Source organism: Streptomyces endocoffeicus (assembly GCF_016741935.1).
Classification (GTDB): domain Bacteria; phylum Actinomycetota; class Actinomycetes; order Streptomycetales; family Streptomycetaceae; genus Streptomyces; species Streptomyces endocoffeicus.
In genome coordinates, this window is the sequence record NZ_JAERRG010000006.1 from 297,231 (window position 1) to 313,918 (window position 16,688).

The 16,688-nt window shown below is 72.3% G+C and carries 19 protein-coding genes; 11 read left to right on the plus strand and 8 right to left on the minus strand.

The window, feature by feature from the left end; all coding sequences use genetic code 11:
• Nucleotides 1-122: 122 nt before the first annotated feature.
• The gene (locus JK364_RS17925) at nucleotides 123-1,058 is read right to left on the minus strand and encodes a TauD/TfdA dioxygenase family protein (protein WP_201852100.1); all 936 of its coding nucleotides are present in this window, start codon (nucleotides 1,056-1,058) and stop codon (nucleotides 123-125) included.
• Nucleotides 1,059-1,419: 361 nt separating this feature from the next.
• Complete coding sequence (locus tag JK364_RS17930) at nucleotides 1,420-2,328, minus strand: LysR family transcriptional regulator (RefSeq protein WP_201852101.1); 909 nt, start codon at nucleotides 2,326-2,328, stop codon at nucleotides 1,420-1,422.
• An 88-nt stretch (nucleotides 2,329-2,416) separates the two neighbouring features.
• Between JK364_RS17930 and JK364_RS17935 the strand changes: the two genes are divergently transcribed.
• The 6 genes from JK364_RS17935 (at nucleotide 2,417) to JK364_RS17960 (ending at nucleotide 7,788) form a co-directional block, all read left to right on the plus strand.
• Entirely contained in the window at nucleotides 2,417-2,830 is a 414-nt protein-coding gene (locus JK364_RS17935; protein WP_201852102.1) for a YybH family protein, read from the plus strand.
• Nucleotides 2,830-4,020 carry a flavin-dependent oxidoreductase gene (locus JK364_RS17940; protein WP_201852103.1) on the plus strand — a complete coding sequence of 397 codons (1,191 nt, stop codon included), beginning with the start codon at nucleotides 2,830-2,832 and terminating at the stop codon, nucleotides 4,018-4,020. Before JK364_RS17935 ends, JK364_RS17940 begins: the two co-directional genes overlap by 1 nt.
• Before the next feature lie 202 nt (nucleotides 4,021-4,222).
• Nucleotides 4,223-5,365 (plus strand): inorganic phosphate transporter, encoded by a 1,143-nt coding sequence (locus JK364_RS17945; protein ID WP_201852104.1) that lies wholly within the window; start codon nucleotides 4,223-4,225, stop codon nucleotides 5,363-5,365.
• A 52-nt stretch (nucleotides 5,366-5,417) separates the two neighbouring features.
• Nucleotides 5,418-5,657 carry a hypothetical protein gene (locus JK364_RS17950; RefSeq protein ID WP_201852105.1) on the plus strand — a complete coding sequence of 80 codons (240 nt, stop codon included), beginning with the start codon at nucleotides 5,418-5,420 and terminating at the stop codon, nucleotides 5,655-5,657.
• A gap of 73 nt (nucleotides 5,658-5,730) precedes the next feature.
• Nucleotides 5,731-6,573, plus strand: a complete 843-nt coding sequence (locus tag JK364_RS17955; RefSeq protein ID WP_201852106.1) for a pentapeptide repeat-containing protein — start codon at nucleotides 5,731-5,733, stop codon at nucleotides 6,571-6,573.
• A 39-nt stretch (nucleotides 6,574-6,612) separates the two neighbouring features.
• A complete protein-coding gene (locus JK364_RS17960; RefSeq protein WP_201852107.1) occupies nucleotides 6,613-7,788 on the plus strand; it encodes a damage-control phosphatase ARMT1 family protein in 1,176 nt (391 codons plus the stop codon).
• Nucleotides 7,789-7,868: 80 nt separating this feature from the next.
• Here the strand turns inward: JK364_RS17960 and JK364_RS17965 are convergent, their stop codons facing one another.
• The 3 genes from JK364_RS17965 to JK364_RS17975 all read right to left on the minus strand — a co-directional run bounded on the left by JK364_RS17965 (nucleotide 7,869) and on the right by JK364_RS17975 (nucleotide 9,679).
• A complete protein-coding gene (locus JK364_RS17965; RefSeq protein WP_201852108.1) occupies nucleotides 7,869-8,117 on the minus strand; it encodes a hypothetical protein in 249 nt (82 codons plus the stop codon).
• A gap of 208 nt (nucleotides 8,118-8,325) precedes the next feature.
• Nucleotides 8,326-8,586 (minus strand): hypothetical protein, encoded by a 261-nt coding sequence (locus JK364_RS17970; RefSeq protein ID WP_201852109.1) that lies wholly within the window; start codon nucleotides 8,584-8,586, stop codon nucleotides 8,326-8,328.
• A 127-nt stretch (nucleotides 8,587-8,713) separates the two neighbouring features.
• Nucleotides 8,714-9,679 carry a hypothetical protein gene (locus tag JK364_RS17975; protein ID WP_201852110.1) on the minus strand — a complete coding sequence of 322 codons (966 nt, stop codon included), beginning with the start codon at nucleotides 9,677-9,679 and terminating at the stop codon, nucleotides 8,714-8,716.
• A gap of 404 nt (nucleotides 9,680-10,083) precedes the next feature.
• On the opposite strand from JK364_RS17975, the gene JK364_RS17980 reads away from it, so the two are divergent.
• Entirely contained in the window at nucleotides 10,084-10,752 is a 669-nt protein-coding gene (locus tag JK364_RS17980) for a pentapeptide repeat-containing protein (protein ID WP_201852111.1), read from the plus strand.
• A gap of 27 nt (nucleotides 10,753-10,779) precedes the next feature.
• Here JK364_RS17980 and JK364_RS17985 read toward each other — a convergent pair whose 3' ends face one another.
• From JK364_RS17985 to JK364_RS17995, 3 genes are all read right to left on the minus strand, one after another.
• Nucleotides 10,780-11,541, minus strand: a complete 762-nt coding sequence (locus JK364_RS17985; protein WP_201852241.1) for an ArsR/SmtB family transcription factor — start codon at nucleotides 11,539-11,541, stop codon at nucleotides 10,780-10,782.
• An 87-nt stretch (nucleotides 11,542-11,628) separates the two neighbouring features.
• The gene (locus JK364_RS17990) at nucleotides 11,629-12,135 is read right to left on the minus strand and encodes a mycothiol transferase (protein ID WP_201852112.1); all 507 of its coding nucleotides are present in this window, start codon (nucleotides 12,133-12,135) and stop codon (nucleotides 11,629-11,631) included.
• An 86-nt stretch (nucleotides 12,136-12,221) separates the two neighbouring features.
• Nucleotides 12,222-13,043 (minus strand): maleylpyruvate isomerase family mycothiol-dependent enzyme, encoded by an 822-nt coding sequence (locus JK364_RS17995; RefSeq protein WP_201852113.1) that lies wholly within the window; start codon nucleotides 13,041-13,043, stop codon nucleotides 12,222-12,224.
• A 221-nt stretch (nucleotides 13,044-13,264) separates the two neighbouring features.
• Between JK364_RS17995 and JK364_RS18000 the strand changes: the two genes are divergently transcribed.
• From JK364_RS18000 to JK364_RS18015, 4 genes are read left to right on the plus strand one after another with little or no spacing between them, the layout of a single operon-like run.
• Nucleotides 13,265-13,996 carry a dienelactone hydrolase family protein gene (locus JK364_RS18000; protein ID WP_201852114.1) on the plus strand — a complete coding sequence of 244 codons (732 nt, stop codon included), beginning with the start codon at nucleotides 13,265-13,267 and terminating at the stop codon, nucleotides 13,994-13,996.
• A gap of 29 nt (nucleotides 13,997-14,025) precedes the next feature.
• Nucleotides 14,026-15,009, plus strand: coding sequence for an ABC transporter substrate-binding protein (locus JK364_RS18005; protein ID WP_201852115.1), 984 nt, complete (start codon nucleotides 14,026-14,028; stop codon nucleotides 15,007-15,009).
• Complete coding sequence (locus JK364_RS18010; protein ID WP_307841315.1) at nucleotides 15,006-15,854, plus strand: ABC transporter permease; 849 nt, start codon at nucleotides 15,006-15,008, stop codon at nucleotides 15,852-15,854. The genes JK364_RS18005 and JK364_RS18010 overlap by 4 nt, the downstream gene beginning before the upstream one ends.
• A complete protein-coding gene (locus JK364_RS18015) occupies nucleotides 15,851-16,675 on the plus strand; it encodes an ABC transporter permease (protein WP_201852116.1) in 825 nt (274 codons plus the stop codon). Before JK364_RS18010 ends, JK364_RS18015 begins: the two co-directional genes overlap by 4 nt.
• Nucleotides 16,676-16,688 lie beyond the last annotated feature (13 nt).

The following is a 16,688-nucleotide window of genomic DNA, read 5'->3' on the forward strand; positions in this document are numbered from 1 at the left end:
ATACCTCCGATGTGGCCGCCGCCGTACATCGTTTCACCCGCCGGGAACAAGCCCGCGCCGGGTACGGGCTCGCGCGGATGGCCGAAAAACGCCGCATCAGGGCGGCGGCGGAGCGGCCGGGGTCAGAACGGCCGGTCGCCCTCGATGGCGACGCGTTCGGCGACCCTGCGGTGCGGGGCGTAGTCGTTGACCGCGTAGTGCTGTGTGGCGCGGTTGTCCCAGAACGCGATGTCGCCCGGCTGCCAGTGGAAGCGCACCTGGTACTCCGGGACATGCGCCTGCCGGCACAGGAAGCTCAGCAGCCGATCGCTCTCCTCGCGCTCCATCCCGGTGATCCGGGTGGTGAAGGAGGTGTTGACGAACAGCATCCGCCGGCCGGTCTCCGGATGGGTGCGCACCACCGGGTGCTCCACCGGCGGGAACATCTCCTGGAACGGGGCCAGCCGCTCCGGTCCGTAGAAGCGGACGAAGCCGGGGATGACGTCGTGGACGGCGGTGGCGCCGTCGATGCGCTCCTTCACCTCCGCCGGGAGGTTGTCGTACGCCGCCGCCATATCGGCCCACATGGTGTCCCCGCCCACCGGCGGCACCTCGCGCAGCTGGAGCACGGCGCCGAGCGCGGGCCGGGTGCGGAAGGTGACGTCGGTGTGCCAGATGTTCTCGAACGTCGGCGTGGCGCCGGACGCCTTGTCGAAGCGGACCACATCCTCGCTGGACCCGGCGGCGAGCAGCGGATTGGTCTCCAACTCGCCCCAGTTGCGGGCGAATCCGCGCTGCTGCTCCGAGGTGAGGTGCTGAGCCCGGAAGAAGAGCACCTTCCACTCCAGCAGGGCGCGGTTCAGCTCCTCGCGCAGCGCGGGCTCCAGCGGCCGGGACAGGTCCAGGCCGCGGATCTCGGCGCCGATGACGCGTCCGAGGGGCACGATCTCGAACCGCTCGTACGGACGCTCCTCCCACCCCTCGGGCAGCCGCCGCAGAATGCGCGCGCCCTCGTACATGCCGTCCGGCGGGATGGTGGCTTCGCGCAGGGTCGTGGGTGGGGTGTCGACGACGGTCATGGCGTCTCCTCATGCGTGACGGCGGACAGGGGGCGGGCGGGGGTGGGGAGGTGCCCTCGTGCCGCGGGGATGGCCACGGGAGTGTCGTCCTGAGCGTCGCGATGTCCGGATCGTCAGGGGCTGACCGGCGATCGTGAGAGGCGTGAGAGGAATGACCGGCGTGGCTTCGGGGGCGCGGGGGCGGTGGCCGCGGGATGCGGAGAGTCCCGGTCAGAGGCCCGAGCGCTCACACCCGGTCCGGTCCGGGGCGCGCAGATGTCCCGTCACGTCGAACCGGTGCCTGATCATGAGCGCAATTGTGGGATCCGCCCCGGTGGGCTGTCAACGGGGAGTGCGGTGTGTACGCACGGAGGACGCGTGCTCACCCGGCGGCGCGCTCGGGGTCCGAGGCGGCCGCCAAGGCGGTACGGGCGCGCTCGACCAGGGCCCGGCCGGCCGGGCCGCTCGGGCCGTCCGCCCGCCAGGCGAAGGCCAGCCGCCCCCGCAGCGCCGGCCGGTCGATGCGAACCGACCGCAGCCGGTCCGACCGCGCCTCGGCGAACGCCCCGGGCAGGATCGCCGCGCCCAGCCCCCGCTCGGCGAGCTGCGCCAGCACCTCCGGATCGCTGGCCTCGAAGGCGATGTGCGGGGTGAAACCGGCGGCCGCGCACGCCTCGTCGATCCGGGTGCGCAGCCCCGTGCCGCGCGGCAGGCTGATCAGCGCACGGCCCCGCAAGGTGTCCAGCGAGATGGCCGAGTGCACGGCGAGCTCATGGTCGGGACCGACCGCGGCCACGATCGGCTGATCCGTGATCACCTCCAGCTCGACCCCGGCCGGGGTCGTGGCGCCCACGCTGACGATCGCCGCGTCGAGCCGTCCCGTGCGCAGACCCTCCAGCAGCTCGTCCGACGTGGCCTCGGTGAGGGTGATCTCCACCGCCGGATGGGCGTCGTGGAACTCCGCCAGCAGCCCCGGCAGATCCACGCTGTGCGAGGTGACCGTCCCGACCGCCACATGCCCGCGCAGCAGCCCGGTCAGCTCGTCCACCGCGAGCCGGGCGCCCGCCACCGCCGCGAGCGCCGCCCGCGCGTACGGGAGCACCGCCGCGCCCGCCTCGGTCAGCCGCACCGAGCGGCCCGAGCGGTCCAGCAGCTGCTCGCCCAGCTCGCGCTCCAGCCGGCGGATCTGTGCGCTGACCCCCGGCTGGGCCACATGCACCTTCTCCGCGGCCCGGGTGAAGTTCCGCTCCTCGGCCACCGCCACGAAGTACTCAAGCTGCCGCAGTTCCATAAGCGATGATTCTAGCAACCAGACCAACCATCTCTTGGACTTCTGATCGCGCCCGCCGGAGGGTGGAGGCGGACGAAAGGAGTCGACCATGACCGAGACCCGTGCCCGCGCCACCACCCCCGAGGACCTGGCCCGGCTGTTCGTGGAACGTGCCAACGCCGGAGACGCCGAGGGGCTGGCCGAGCTCTACGAGCCCGACGCGGTGCTCGCCTATCCGCCGGGTGCCACGACCGTCGGCCGCGAGGCGATCCGCGCCGTCTGCGAGCGGATGCTGGCGCACGCCCCGCGCCCCTTCCGGGTGGAGGAGGCGCTGCCGACCGTCCGCTACGGCGATCTGGCCCTCACCTCGACCCGCCCCGCCGACAACACCGGCGGCCGGGTGCAGGTGGCCCGCCGCCAGCCGGACGGCACCTGGCAGCGCATCATCGACCGCCCCGAGGTCCGCCAGGAGGTCCGCCCCGAGGCCCCCTCCGAGATCCGCCCCGAGGCCGGAGCCGAGTGATGCGTGTGCTCATCGCCGGGGGCGGCATCGGCGGGCTGGCCACCGCCCTGAGCCTCCACGCGGCCGGGATCGAGACGGCGGTCGTCGAGAGCGCCCGTGAGATCCGGCCGCTCGGCGTCGGGATCAACCTGCTGCCGCACGCCGTGCGCGAGCTCATCGAACTCGGCCTCGGCGACGAGCTCGCCGCCATCGGCGTGGCCACCGCCGAGAACGTGTACTGCGACCGGTTCGGCAGGCGGATCTTCACCGAGCCGCGAGGCCTCGCCCAGGGCTACCGCTGGCCGCAGTACTCGGTCCACCGCGGGGAGCTCCAGCGGCTGCTCCTCGCGGCGGTCCGCGAGCGCCTGGGCGCGGACGCGGTCCGCACCGGGGCCCGGGTGGTGGGATTCGACGACCCGGGGCAGCGGGACAGTGCGCGCGTACACCTCCTCGACCGGGCGACGGGGACGGTCGAGGAGACGGCCGCGCGGGCACTGATCGGCGCCGACGGGCTGCACTCCGCGGTCCGCGCCGCGCTGCACCCGCAGGACGGCCCGCTGCTGTGGTCGGGCATCCGGATGTGGCGGGGCACCACACGGGCCGAGCCGTTTCTGACCGGGCGTTCGATGGTGATCGTGCATGAGGGGGACGCCGAGCTGGTCGCGTATCCGATCGGCGGCGGCCGGGTCAACTGGGTCTGCCTGGTGCGGATGTCCGAGCCCGGGCCGCTCACCGGCGCCGCGGCCTGGAATCGGGCGGGGCGGCTCGCCGATGTGCTGCCGTACTTCGCGGACTGGCGGCTCGGCCGGCTCGATGTGCCCGGTCTGCTGACCGACGGCGACGAGATCCTCGAATACCCGATGGTCGACCGGGAGCCGCTGCCGTGGTGGGGGCGCGGCCGGGTGACCCTGCTCGGCGACGCCGCGCATCCGATGTATCCGGTGGGGGCCAATGGCGCGTCCCAGGCCGTCGTGGACGCCCGCGTCCTGGCCCGTGAACTCGCGCGGGCGGACGATGTGCCCACCGCGCTGGCCCGCTACGAGACCGAGCGCCGCGAGGCGACGGCGACCGTCGTACGGGCGAACCGGGCCATGAACCGGGCCGGTGCCCGCACCCCCGGGGAACTCGCCCGCGTCACCGACACCTACCGGGACACCACGGGAGGCGATGTGCGCACGCTCAACGCCCGCCCCTCCCTGAGCTGCCGGTGAGCCCGCCGACCGGTGGGGCGGTACGGCACCGGAGCCGGGCGGGGCCGTGTTCCACGGCGCCGACCCGGCCCGGCCGTTGGGCCGGGCGCCAGCGTTGGCGCCCGTCCGGCACCGCGCTTAGCGTGGACATCAGACAGCGGTCTTCACGAGACGGTCCGACGCGATCGATGTGCCGGACCACTCCTGGTGCGGGAGGTCGGGAATGGACTCCGTCTCCTTCCTTCTGGTGGCCGTCATCCTCACGGCACTGGCCTTCGACTTCACCAACGGCTTCCACGACACGGCCAATTCGATGGCCACGTCCATCGCCACGGGGGCGCTGTCGCCCCGGCTCGCCGTCCTCGTCGCCGCGGTGCTCAATCTGGCCGGGGCATTCCTCTCCACCGAAGTGGCCAAGACGATCTCCAACGGCATCGTCGACGACGCCAAGGTCTCCCCGGTCATGATTTTCGCGGGGCTGATCGGGGCGATCCTGTGGAATATGATCACCTGGCTCGCCGGGCTGCCGTCGAGCTCCTCGCACGCCCTGTTCGGCGGGCTGATCGGCGCGGTGTGGGTGGGCGCCGGGGAGTCCGCGGTGCGCTTCACCGCGATCGTCGAGAAGATCGTGATTCCGGCGGTCGCCTCACCGGTGGTGGCCTGTGTGGTGGCCATGCTGGCCACCTATCTCGCGTATGTGATCACCCACCGGGCGGCCGCGCCCGCGGCGCGGAAGGGCTTCCGCGCGGGCCAGGTGGGATCCGCGTCCCTGGTGGCCCTCGCCCACGGCACCAACGACGCGCAGAAGACGATGGGGGTCATCACCCTCACCCTCATCGCCGGTGGTGTGCTCGGCCATGGCTCCGGACCACCGTGGTGGGTGGTGCTCAGCGCCGGTCTGTCGATCTCACTCGGCACCTATGTCGGCGGGTGGCGGATCATCCGGACCATGGGCAAGGGGCTGACCGACATCCAGCCCCCGCAGGGCTTCGCCGCCGAGACCAGCGCCACCGCGGTGATCCTGGCCTCCTCGCACCTGGGCTTCCCGCTGTCCACCACCCAGGTGTGCACGGGCAGCATCCTGGGCGCCGGGCTCGGCCGCAGGCTGGCCCAGGTGCGCTGGGGGATCGCCGGACGGATCGCGGTGTCCTGGCTGCTGACCCTGCCCGCCGCGGCGGCCGTGGGAGGCGTCGCGGCCTGGGTGGCGGGCCAGGGCAACGCGGGGGTGGCCCTGGTGGCGTGCGTCGCCGTCGCGGCGGCGGTGGGCTTCTACGTGCTCTCGCGCCGTCGCCCGGTGAACCCGGACAACGTCAACGCGCCGCGCGTCCCCGAGCACGCCGGGCGCACCCTGGACACGACCGTCTGACCCGGTCACGACCCCCGCCGAGGACACGACCCCCGCCGAGGAGCTGATCCGTATGGGCACCACCTGGGGCACGATCGGCGGGGTCTTCGGGGTCAGCCTCGGGGTCACCGTCCTGGTGGTCGTGATGTTCTCGCTCGGCGTCGCCGCCTGGGCCCGCGCCGGGGGCGGCACACCGCGCCACGAGGCGCGCCGCGGCCGTCTCGACACGGTGGCGGCGGCCGCGGCGGTGGTGTGTTTCGCCGCGTGCCTGGCGATCGCCGCCTATGGAATCGAGCTGATCATTCCCGGCTGAGCCCGCTTGCGACAATGGAACGCCACCGAGCACCGCCCCGCGGTGCTCTTGTCGACGCGGGAGACCACGCACGGTGTCAGATACGACCGAAACCCCGTCCGCCGGCCCGGCCGCCGCGGACCGCCCCGCGCTGCGGGCCGACTGCGCCGACTGCTTCGGGCTGTGCTGTGCCGCCCTGCCCTTCGCGGCCTCCACGGACTTCGCGATCAGCAAGGACGCGGGGGAGCCCTGCCGCAACCTCCGGGCCGACTTCCGCTGCGGTATCCACTCCCGGCTGCGCGAGGAGGGCTTCCCGGGCTGCACGGTCTACGACTGTTTCGGCGCCGGGCAGAAGGTCTCCCAACTCACCTTCGAGGGCCGTGACTGGCGGCGGCACCCCGGGACGGCCGCCGAGATGTTCGCCGTCTTCCCCGTCATGCGCCACCTGCACGAGCTGCTCTGGTACCTCACCGAGGCGCTGGCCCTGTCGGCCGCCCGGCCCGTCCACGGCGCACTGCGCGAGGCGCTGCGGGAGACCGAGCGCCTCACCCTCGGCAGCGCCTCCGAGCTGAGGGAGCTCGATGTGGCCGCCCACCGCGACCGGGTCAATCAGCTGCTGCTGCGCACGAGCGAGCTGGTACGGGCCCGGATCCCGGGCAAGAAGAAGAACCGCAGGGGAGCCGATCTCATCGGCGCCGACCTGAGGGGAGCCGATCTGCGGGGCGCCAACCTCCGCGGCGCCCGTCTCATCGCGGCGAACCTCACCCGGGCCGATCTGACGGCGGCCGATCTGATCGGGGCCGACTTCCGGGATGCCGAGCTGAGCGCGGCCGATCTGCGGGGAGCCGTCTTCCTCACCCAGGCCCAGCTGAACGCGGCCAAGGGCGACTCCGCCACCCGGCTGCCCCCGTCCCTCACCCGCCCCGCGCACTGGTGACCCCGCCGCGCCACCGCGCGGTGTGCGACCCTGGCTGCCATGTCCGACACCGTCGACGCGCCCGTGATCCGCAGCGATGAGCCCGGATCGTTCGCCCGGAGTGTGCTGGCCGAGCGCCATCCCGCACTGATCGAGAAGGTGCGCGACGCCTTCCCGTACGGACCCGGTCAGCACCGCGCCCTCGACGCGCTGCGCGACAACGCCGCCGAGGGCACCATCGCCCCGCTCCCGCCCACCGCGTACGACCACGACCGGTGGGCGGTGTGGGGCCGGGAGCACTTCGGCCGGTCCTGGTTCGACGTCCCGTTCCTGTGGGCGGAGAGCTACTTCTACCGCCGGCTCCTGGAGGCCGTGGGCTACTTCGCGGACGGCCCCTGGCGCGGCGTCGACCCGTTCCGCCCCTTCAAACAGGCCGAGCTGGACACCCCCGGGGCCGAGGCCGAACTGGCCGCGCTCGACGACATCCTGCGCGAGCCCGCCGGGGAGCAGGCGGCCGCGCTGGTACACGGCTCGCTCTGGGGCAACCGCGCGGACCTGGGCTTCCGCATCTCCTCATCGGCCGCGGACGCGCCTGGCGCCGACACCCCGCCGCTGGTCGCGGACGACTCGGAGGCGCTGTGGTCGCTGCTGCCCGTCGGCTCCCCGGCCACGCTGTGCGTGGTGGCGGACAACGCCGGGCGGGAACTGCTCCCCGACCTCGTCCTCATCGACCATGTGCTCCACCACGGGCGCGCCGAGCGGGTGGTGCTCCAGGTGAAGCCGTATCCGTACTACGTCTCCGATGCCACCACCGAGGACGTCGTCGACTGTCTGCGCCGTCTGGTGCGGGCGGAGGGCGCCGCGGCCGGGACCGGCGGACGGCTGTGGGCCGCCATGGGCGACGGGCGGCTCACGGTGCGGGCGCACGACTTCTTCCGCGCCCCGCTGCCGTACGAGCAGATGCCCGCCGATCTGCGGAGCGAGTTCGCCGGGGCCACGCTCACCCTCATGAAGGGCGATCTGAACTACCGCCGCCTCGTGGGCGACCGGCTGTGGCCCCCGACCACCTCCTTCGCCGACCGCACCGGGTACTTCCCCGGCCCGGTGGCCGCGCTGCGCACCCTGAAGTCGGATGTCATCGTCGGGCTCGACGAGCGGACCGTGGCCGCGCTGGACGCGCACGAGGACCACTGGCGCACCAGCGGCGCCCATGCGCTGATCCAGGTACGGCGGTGAGGCACGCGCTCCCCTCGGCCCGGAGGGCCGAGGGGAGCGCGGTGGGCCGGTGACCGTGGTCGTCGACCCCTGCCCCTGCGTCAGCCGCCGATGAAGTTGACGCAGTTGCTGCCGATCTTCATGTCACCGCTCGGGCCGACGCCGCCGATGGAGGAGGTGGTGCCGGTGGAGGTGTTGCAGTGGTTGTCCTGGACGATGAGGCTGGACAGGTTGAAGCTGGTGGGAACGTCGGAGCCGCCGTAGCCGTCGGCGGCCGCGGTGCCGGTGCCGAGGAGCGCAAGGGCGCCCGCGGTCGCGGCCACCAGGGCGGCCTTCTTCGCGATCTGCATGGATTCCTCCGTGTCGGGTCGCAGAACGAATAAATCTGACGGTCCGATTTAACGAAGGAAGTCCGGGGGAAGTCGGGTAAGCGCACCGGAGAGTGGCCCGTTCGGCGTACGAAGCCATCGGGCCGGAACGGGTGCGCTCCTCCCGCCCCGGAGGAGCGAGAGGAGCGCGGTGGGCCGGTGACGGTGGCCGTCGGCCGCTGTTCCGGCGTCAGCCGCCGATGATGTTGGCGCAGGTGCTGCCGATGTTCATCTCGCCCGTCGGACCGGCGACGGCGCTGGAGAGGGTGGTGCCGGTGGAGGTGTTGCAGTGGTTGCTCTGGAAGATGAAGCTGCTGACGTCGAAGCTGGTGGGAGCACTGGTGCCCCTGTCGGAGCCGCCGTAGCCGTTGGCGGCCGCGGTGCCGGTGCCGAGGAGTGCAATGGCGCCGGCGGTCGCGGCCACCAGGGCGGCCTTCTTCGCGATCTGCATGGATTCCTCCGTGTCGGGTCGCAGAGTTAATAGATCTGACAGTCCGATTTAACGGAGGGGGCCCCGGGAAAACGCGCTCAGCACACCGGAGAATGGGCCATCCGGCGCACGTAATCGCCCTCCGGTGTCAGTTGAGGCGGATACCCACGGAGTAGGCCGTGATCGTGCTCGGGTCGGACACATGATGGTCCTTGGCGGCCGCGCTGTAGCTCGGCGTCTGGGTGGTGGCCGGTTCGAGCTTCCAGAGCAGATTGCCGCTGCCCCGGTAGTGCACCTCCGCGCCGCCACCGGTCAGTGCGAAACCGGGCTCCACGGACGCCACGGCGGCCGGGTGCGGGGACTGGCCGGAGTCGGCCCGGGTGAAGCTGTTGGACACGAACCCCACCGGGAGAAAACGCCGGAGCCCGATGGCGAACACCCGGATGTTGGCGGGATCGGAGACCAGATGGTCCTTCGACCGGGCCTTCCAGGAGGTCTCGGTCGAGGGGAAGGAGGCGGTGGCGAGATTGCCGCCGCCGTGCCAGTCCACCCGGAACCCGCCGCCGACGAGAACGTACTCATCCGACGACGGAAGACCGGCCTCGGCCTCCGGATGCGGGGCCACCCCGCTGTCCGCACGCGATACGTACACCGACCGCAGCAGCTGGTCCCGGCTCATCCCGGCGATCTTCAGGCCGATGACGTACGAGACCAGCTCATGCGCCTGCGCGTCGATATGGTCCTTCGAGCCGACGGTCCAGCCCGACAGGTCGTCCGTGGGATACGACGCGGTCAGCAACGCCCCGTTGGGGTATTCCGCCGCGGTGGCCCCGCCGCCGATGGCGATCATGTCGCCGTCGCCGACGAGGACCGTCTCATCGACCCAGTGCTGCTGAGGGGGATTGCCCCGGTGCGAGAAGACCGAGACGGTCACCAGGCCCGAAGCGTCCTTGAAGGTGTTGAGCCGCGTTCCCACCGAGCTCAGCACCCTTCTTGGCCGCCGTGCCGCCGGCGTGGCCGCGGCGGCGGTCGTGACGCCGCCCACCGCCCCCACGGCCGCCGCGCCCGCCACTGCTGTCGCCGCCCTCAGCATGTCCCTACGGCTGCGCATCATCCGCGTCGACCCGCCTTCCGTTCGTCAATCGCCTGACCCGGCGTCAGGCCGCGCAGAAACCTATCCGGGTCATCGAACACGGCGATATTCCCTGAAATGACGGATTGACAGTGCATTGCGTGGTGGGCTAGAGATCCATGGCCGGTTCCCGACCCGGCCGTTACCTGGAGGAAGCCCTCCGGCGGGGGCGGCCGGTCCAGGTCCCGGGATCGCTCCCGGGGAGGTCGTGAAGGCGGAGGGGGCGGCAGATTGTCCTGTTCACGCGGTTGAACGACATGCCACTCGGCCAATCTTGGCTTCTCGGCGGTCCGAGGTCATCCCTCCCGGCGTCCCCGGGGGATGTCGGTAGCGGATGGCAGTATCGGCCTCGTACGCGCTCCGCCCCCAGGAAAGTGAGCCCTCGCATGGTGCCGTCCCCCCGTGACCTCGCCGATCTGCCCTTCGCCGACCATCTGCGGCCGTTCGAAGGGGACTTGGCGGAAGGGGGCGACTACGACACCGTTCATCTGGACGGCGGCTCCTTCGACGGGGCCGTGTGCGACCAGGCCCGGTTCCTCGAGTCCGCGTTCTCCTCGGTGACCTTCACCGGGGGCCGTGGCCGTGGGGCCCGGTTCAATGAGGTGTGGCTGGACGGGGTGCGATGGGTGGGCACCGATCTGGCGGACACCGAGTGGCTGGACGGCGAGCTCAACGGCTGTGTGCTGGCCGGTCTTGAGATGTTCTCCGCGCGGCTGCACCGGGTGACCTTCCACCGGTGCAAGCTGGAATCGGTGAATCTCCGCACCGCCACGCTGCGGAACGTCACCTTCGTGGACTGCCTGCTGCGCGATGTGGACCTCGGCGGCGCGGGGCTGACGGAGGTGGCGTTTCCGGGGTCGGCGCTGGAGGGCGTGCGGTTCGGCAAGGCGCGGCTGGCGAAGGTCGATCTGCGCGCGGCCACTCGGCTGGAGATCACCGACGGTTATGACGCGCTGGGCGGTGCCACCATCGGCAGCGGGCAGTTGATGGAGCTCGCGCCGATGCTCGCCGACGCCTTGGGGATCACGGTCCGGGACGGTGGGGCCGCGCGCTGAGCCCCCACGTCCCACGGTGACCGAGGTTCACCGGGGGATCAGCCAGGGCTGCTGCGGCAGCGGGCTCCCCGTCTCGATCAGCGACTTCAGATTGGACAGCACCGCGGCCCAGCCACCGGCCGCCGCGGTCCGCTCGGCCTCGTCGGCCAGATTCTCATGGGTCACGGTCAGCCGGACGATGTCGCCGTGCGGCTGGATGTCGAAGGTGACCCGGGAGGGCTCGGCGGTGGCATCGGCGTCGGGCGCGGCCCAGGTGGTCACCAGCCGGGTGGGCGGTGAGCTCTCCACGACCGTGCCGACGACATCGGCGGTGCCGGAGCCGTCCGTCCGCTGATGCTCCCACGGGGAGCCGACCTGCCAGTCCGACACATTGCTGTGGCCCCAGTACTCGGCCGTGAGGTCGGCATCGGTCAGCGCGTGCCAGACCTTCTCCGGTGTGCTCTCGATATAGATGACGTACACGAACGCCGGCTTGTCGGCCATCGCTTCCTCCGCTTGTCGCTTCACCAGGCTCAGCGCGCGCAGTCGCGGGCGCTCGAACTTGTCGATCCAGCGCTCCTGGATCTCATTGAGGGGGACAGGGTTGAGGTAGTGGAGTTTCTCGCGGCCCCGCCGCACCGTGCTGACCAGGTTGGCGGCCTCGAGAACGGCCAGATGCTGGGTCGCCGACTGGCGGGTCATCTCCAGCCGCCGGCACAGCTCGCCCAGCGTCTGGCCGTTGTGCTCATGCAGCCGGTCCAGTAGATACCGCCGGGTCTGGTCGGCCAGCGCCTTGAAGACCTTGTCCATCTCTGAGCTCACACCGAACGTTATGCAGGTGATTACCTGCATGTCAATGTGTGCGATGTGACGGCCCGTGTTCCCGGTGATTTCGCGCTATCGCCTGCGGACCGCGCCGCGGATGAACGCCGCCTGCCCGGCGTGCTGCAGATCGTCCGCGGCCACGCTGACCAGCCGGACGCCGAGGGTCACCGCCGGGGTCCACCGCTCGTCCACGATCCGGTCGAGATCGGAGTCGCGCAGGCCGCGCACGAACGCCAGGGTGTTCTCGTGGACGGCGTCGTAGTACCCGGTGAGCAGCTCGGCGTCCGCCCGCACCGCCGCCACGTCCTTGCTCCGGTGGCCGTAGCCGGTGGCCTCGGGCGGGAACGGCAGGCCGAACCGCTCGGCCCAGCCCTCGGACGTCCACAGCTGCTCGGTGCCCGCGGCGTCGGCGATGTGGTCGTCCTGGACCCGGGTCAGATGCCACACCAGCCAGGCGATCGAATTGGCCCCGCTGTCGAGCCGTACGGCCAACTCGTCCTCCGAGAGCCCGTCCACGGCCGACTGCACCTCCTCGCGTACCCGCTCGAAGGCGTCGGCCAGCAGATCGGCGCTGTTCATTCGCGGCTCCCTCGCTCGTGGTCGGCTCCCGGCCATGGTCGCACCCCGCGGCCCCGGCCACGGGGTGCCGACTCGCCGGACGCGGTTCACACGGGCGGGACGAGGGTGAAGTAGCGGTCGAGCACCGCCTGGTCGCCGGTCACCTTGTCGAGCCGGTCCGCGGGGAGCCGCTGCCACAGGAACAGCATCAGGTCCGACGCGGTCCCGGCCAGCTCGACATCGCCGGTCGCCCCGCCGGTGTCCTCGTCCGCGGCGCCGGTGGTGAGCCGTACGTCGGCGCCGTCGAAGCGGACCGTCCACAGGTCCGGACCGTCGGTCCGGCGGAACCGGAAGCGCTCGCCCGCTCCGGGCGGGGCCTCCCGCCACGCCCGCCGGGCCGGGGCCATCACCTCGAAGGTCTGGGCCACGGCGTCCACCGCGAGGCCGGGCTCCACCGGACGGGCCCATCCGCCGAGCGCCTGCTCGGCGTCCCAGCGGTGCAGGGCCGCCTCGATGGTCTGCATCCGCAGCCAGAAGCCCGCGGTGTGCTCCGCCGACCACGTCCACACCGCCAGCCCCGGATCCTCGCTCCGGAACAGCGCCTCGAGCCGCGCGGCCCCCTCGGCGAACCAGTCGACGAGGCTCACCGGCACCGGGCCGTGATGCGGCCCGCCCGTGGGCGCCGGCCAGCCCTCGCGGTCCTCGGGAAGCTCGAAGAGGGTGGCGTCCGTGATGTCCGGCTGCCGGTCGAGCCGCTTCCGGATCACGCGGGCGACCAGGCGATGCACCCCGCCCAGGTGCAGCACCAGATCCGACATCGTCCAGTCGGGGCAGGAGGGGATCAGCGGCGCGTCCGCCCCGTCGGCGGCGCCACGGGCCGCCTGCTCGAACGCCACGATCTCACGGTGGAAATGGGCTGAATAGTCCATGGGCCGCACTCTGCCAGGCGGCGACCGCCGTTGCCATACACCGCCCGGCCACTCGGTACGCCTTCGCTGTCGGCAGAGCGGATCGGCCCCCGGCGAAGCCGCACCGGCCCGGCGCCCCGGCGCTGCTAGCTTCCCCCCATCCGGCTCGAAACCCGGGAACGCCCCGGAACCCACACTCCGACGCCCGGGAACGCCAGGACCAAGGACAAGGAAGCGCGGCCATGGTGACGACCAGACGTATCGAATACCCCGTGGACGGCACCACCATGGTGGGCCATCTGGCGCTGCCCGGGGGCACGGACCGGCGCCCCGCCGTGCTGATCGCCCATGAGGGCCCCGGCATCACCGACCACCAGCGCGAGCGCGCCGACCGGCTCGCCGAACTCGGCTATGTGGCCTTCGCCCTCGACTACCACGGCGGCGGACGATTCATCGAGGACCGCGAGGAGATGTTCGCCCGGATCGACGAACTGCTCGCCGACCCCGACCGCATGCGCGCCCTCACCGGAGCCGGGCTCGCGGCGCTGACCGCGGAACCCCGGGCCGACCCCTCGCGGCTGGCCGCCATCGGCTACTGCCTGGGCGGCACCATGGCCCTCGAACTCGCACGGAGCGGCGCGGACCTCAAGGCCGTGGTCGGCTTCCACCCCGGTCTGACGAGCACCCGGCCCGAGGACGCCGCCAACATCACCGGCAAGGTCCTGGTCTGCGTGGGGTCCGAGGACCCGTTCATCCCGGTCGAGCAGCGTCTGGCCTTCGAGGCGGAGATGCGGGCCGCCGGAGTGGACTGGCGCATGCACCTCCACGGCGGCGCCCCGCACAGCTTCACCCACCCCGGCCTCGACCCCGATCCCGTGGCCCGCCCGGGGATCGGCTATCACCGGCCCTCCGCCGAGCGGGCCTGGCGGGCGATGCTCGACCTGTTCGACGAGGTGTTCCCGACCATGGTGTGAACAGCGCACGGCCCCTATCGTGAAATGCCATGAGAGACCAACTGCGCTTCCCCCCGGCAAAGTTGGCCGCGGCCGCCACGGTCACCGCCGTGCTTCTCGCCGGATGCGGCGGCTCCGACGAGGACTCCGGTGCCGGGGGCGGGCCGGAGAAGAAGACGATCACGGTGGCCGGACTGCCGCTCGCCGATGTGGCCGCCCTGCACATCGCCATGGACCGCGAGCTCTTCGAGAAGGAGGGGCTGAACGTCCGCGTCCAGCCGGTCCAGCAGAGCGTCCAGGCGCTGCCCGCGCTCGCCCACGGCCAGGTGGACGTCATCGGCGGCGCCAACTTCGTGACGTTTCTCCAGGCCCGTGAGAAGGGCACCCTGGCCACCCGGGTGCTGGCCGAGGGCGCGCGCAACGCCCCGCACATGATGGATGTGCTGGTGCCCGCCGACTCCAAGATCAAGGAGCCGCGGGACCTCGCGGGCAAGAAGGTCGCGGTCAACATCCTCAACAACATCCAGTCGCTCACCCTCAACGCCACCCTCGGCAAGGCCGGGATCGGCCGGCCCGAGTACCGGCAGGTGCCGTTCCCGCAGATGGGCTCGGTGCTGGAGCGGGGCCAGGTGGACGCCGTGCACGCCGCCGAGCCCTTCGCCACCGCGCTCAAGCGCGAGCTGAAGGCCCGTACGGTGGTCGACGGCAACGCGGCGCCCGTCGCCGGACTGCCGCTCAGCGGCTATGTCACCACCGATACCTTCATCGACAAGTACCCCAGGACCGCCGCCGCCTTCCGGCGCGCCATCTCCGCCGCCCAGGCCGTGGCCGCCAAGGACCGTGGCGCCGTGGAGAAGGCGCTGCCCGGCTATACGAAGATCAAGCCGGCGGAGGCCGCCGCCATCGGCCTGCCCGACTACCCGGCCACCTCCAGCGCCGCCCAGCTGAAGCGGCTCATCTCCCTGATGCGGGCGCAGAAGCTGCTCACCAAGGACCTCGACCCCGCCGCCGTCCTCTACCAGCCCGCCGGGTGAGCCCCCCGACGGCCGGGCGGGCCGGCCGAAAGCGCACCGGGCGGAAGCGCACCGGGCGGAAGCGCACCGGGCGGGCCAGGAACGCGCTGCTCGGCGCCGTCGGCGTGCTCGTGGCCTTCGCCGCCTGCGAGGCCCTGGGCCGCTCCGGGATGGTGCGGAGCGCCTTCCTGCCGCCCGCCTCCGAAGTGCTGGTACGGGCCGTCGAACTCGGCGGCGACACCGCCTTCCTGAACGGTGTCGCCGCCACCATCGAGGCATGGGCCACCGGGCTCGCTCTCGCCTGCGCCCTCGCGATCCCCCTCGGGCTGCTGCTGGGCAGTGTGCCGACGGCCGCGCAGGCCGCGCGGGTGCTGATCGAATTCCTGCGCCCGGTGCCGTCGGTGGCCCTCATCCCCCTGGTGTCGCTGCTGCTCGGCGCCGGCAGCGAGACCACGGTCGCCCTCGTCACCTACGCGTGTGTCTGGCCGGTGCTGTTCAACACCGTCTACGGGCTCGGCGAGACCGATCCGCTGGCCAAGGACACGCTGCGCGCCTTCGGCTTCGGCCGGCTCGCCGTCCTGCTGCGGGCCGGTCTGCCCTCGGCCGCCCCGTTCATCGCCGCCGGGGTGCGCATCGCGGCGGCCACCGCCCTGATCCTCGCCGTGGCCGGCGAGATCCTCGCCGGATTCGGCGAGGGTCTTGGCACCTTCATCGCCCAGGCGGGCATGGCCACCGACGGCACCCGCGATGTGCTGGCCGGAGTGGTGTGGGCGGGAGCGCTCGGCCTCGTCATCAACCTGGCGCTCACCGCGGTCGAACGGCGGCTGTTCCCCTGGGCGCCCGAGCACCGCGGGAGCCGCGCATGACCGCGCCGGCCACCCCGCTGGGGGCCGCACGGCGGCTGCCCCGGGCCCTCGCGCTGCGGCTCGGCGTCCCGGTGGTGGCGGTGGTGCTGTGGCAACTCGCCGCGCGCGCCCACGGCAGCGTCTTCTTCCCGACGCCCGCCCGCATCGTCGATCACGGCTATCACCTGTGGTTCTCCGGCCCCGCCGAACGGGCGTTCCTCACCGACGCGGCGGTCCGCGATCTGCTGCCCAGCCTCGGCCGGGTGCTCGCCGGATTCGCCCTCGCCGCGGCCGGTGGCATCGTGCTGGGGCTCGCTCTGGGCCGCTCGCGCACCGCGTACGCGCTGTGCGATCCGGTGCTGCAGTTCGCCCGCGCCGTGCCCCCGCCCGCGCTGGTGCCCGTCTTCGTCGTGGTCTTCGACCTCGGCACGCCGATGCAGCTCGCCTCCATCGTCTTCGGCGCCATCTGGCCCGTACTGATCAACACGGCCGAGGGGGTCCGGGGCATCGACCCGCTGCGGCTGGACGTCGCCGCCACCGTGCGGATGCGGCCCGCCGAGCGGATCGTGCTGCTGTATCTGCCCGCCGCGCTTCCGCGCATCTTCGCCGGGCTGCGGCTGAGCCTGTCGCTCTCGCTCATCCTGATGGTGTTCTCGGAGCTGCTGCCCGGCACCGCCGACGGCATAGGCTTCACGCTCACCGACGCGCAGACCCGCTCCGATCTGCTCACGGTGTGGGCGGTGATGGTGCTGCTCGGCGCGCTCGGGCATCTGCTCAACAGCGCGCTGCTCGCCGTCGAGCGCCTGGCTCTCGGCAGACACCGCGCGGCGCACCGCACCTGACCACCCGTAGCAC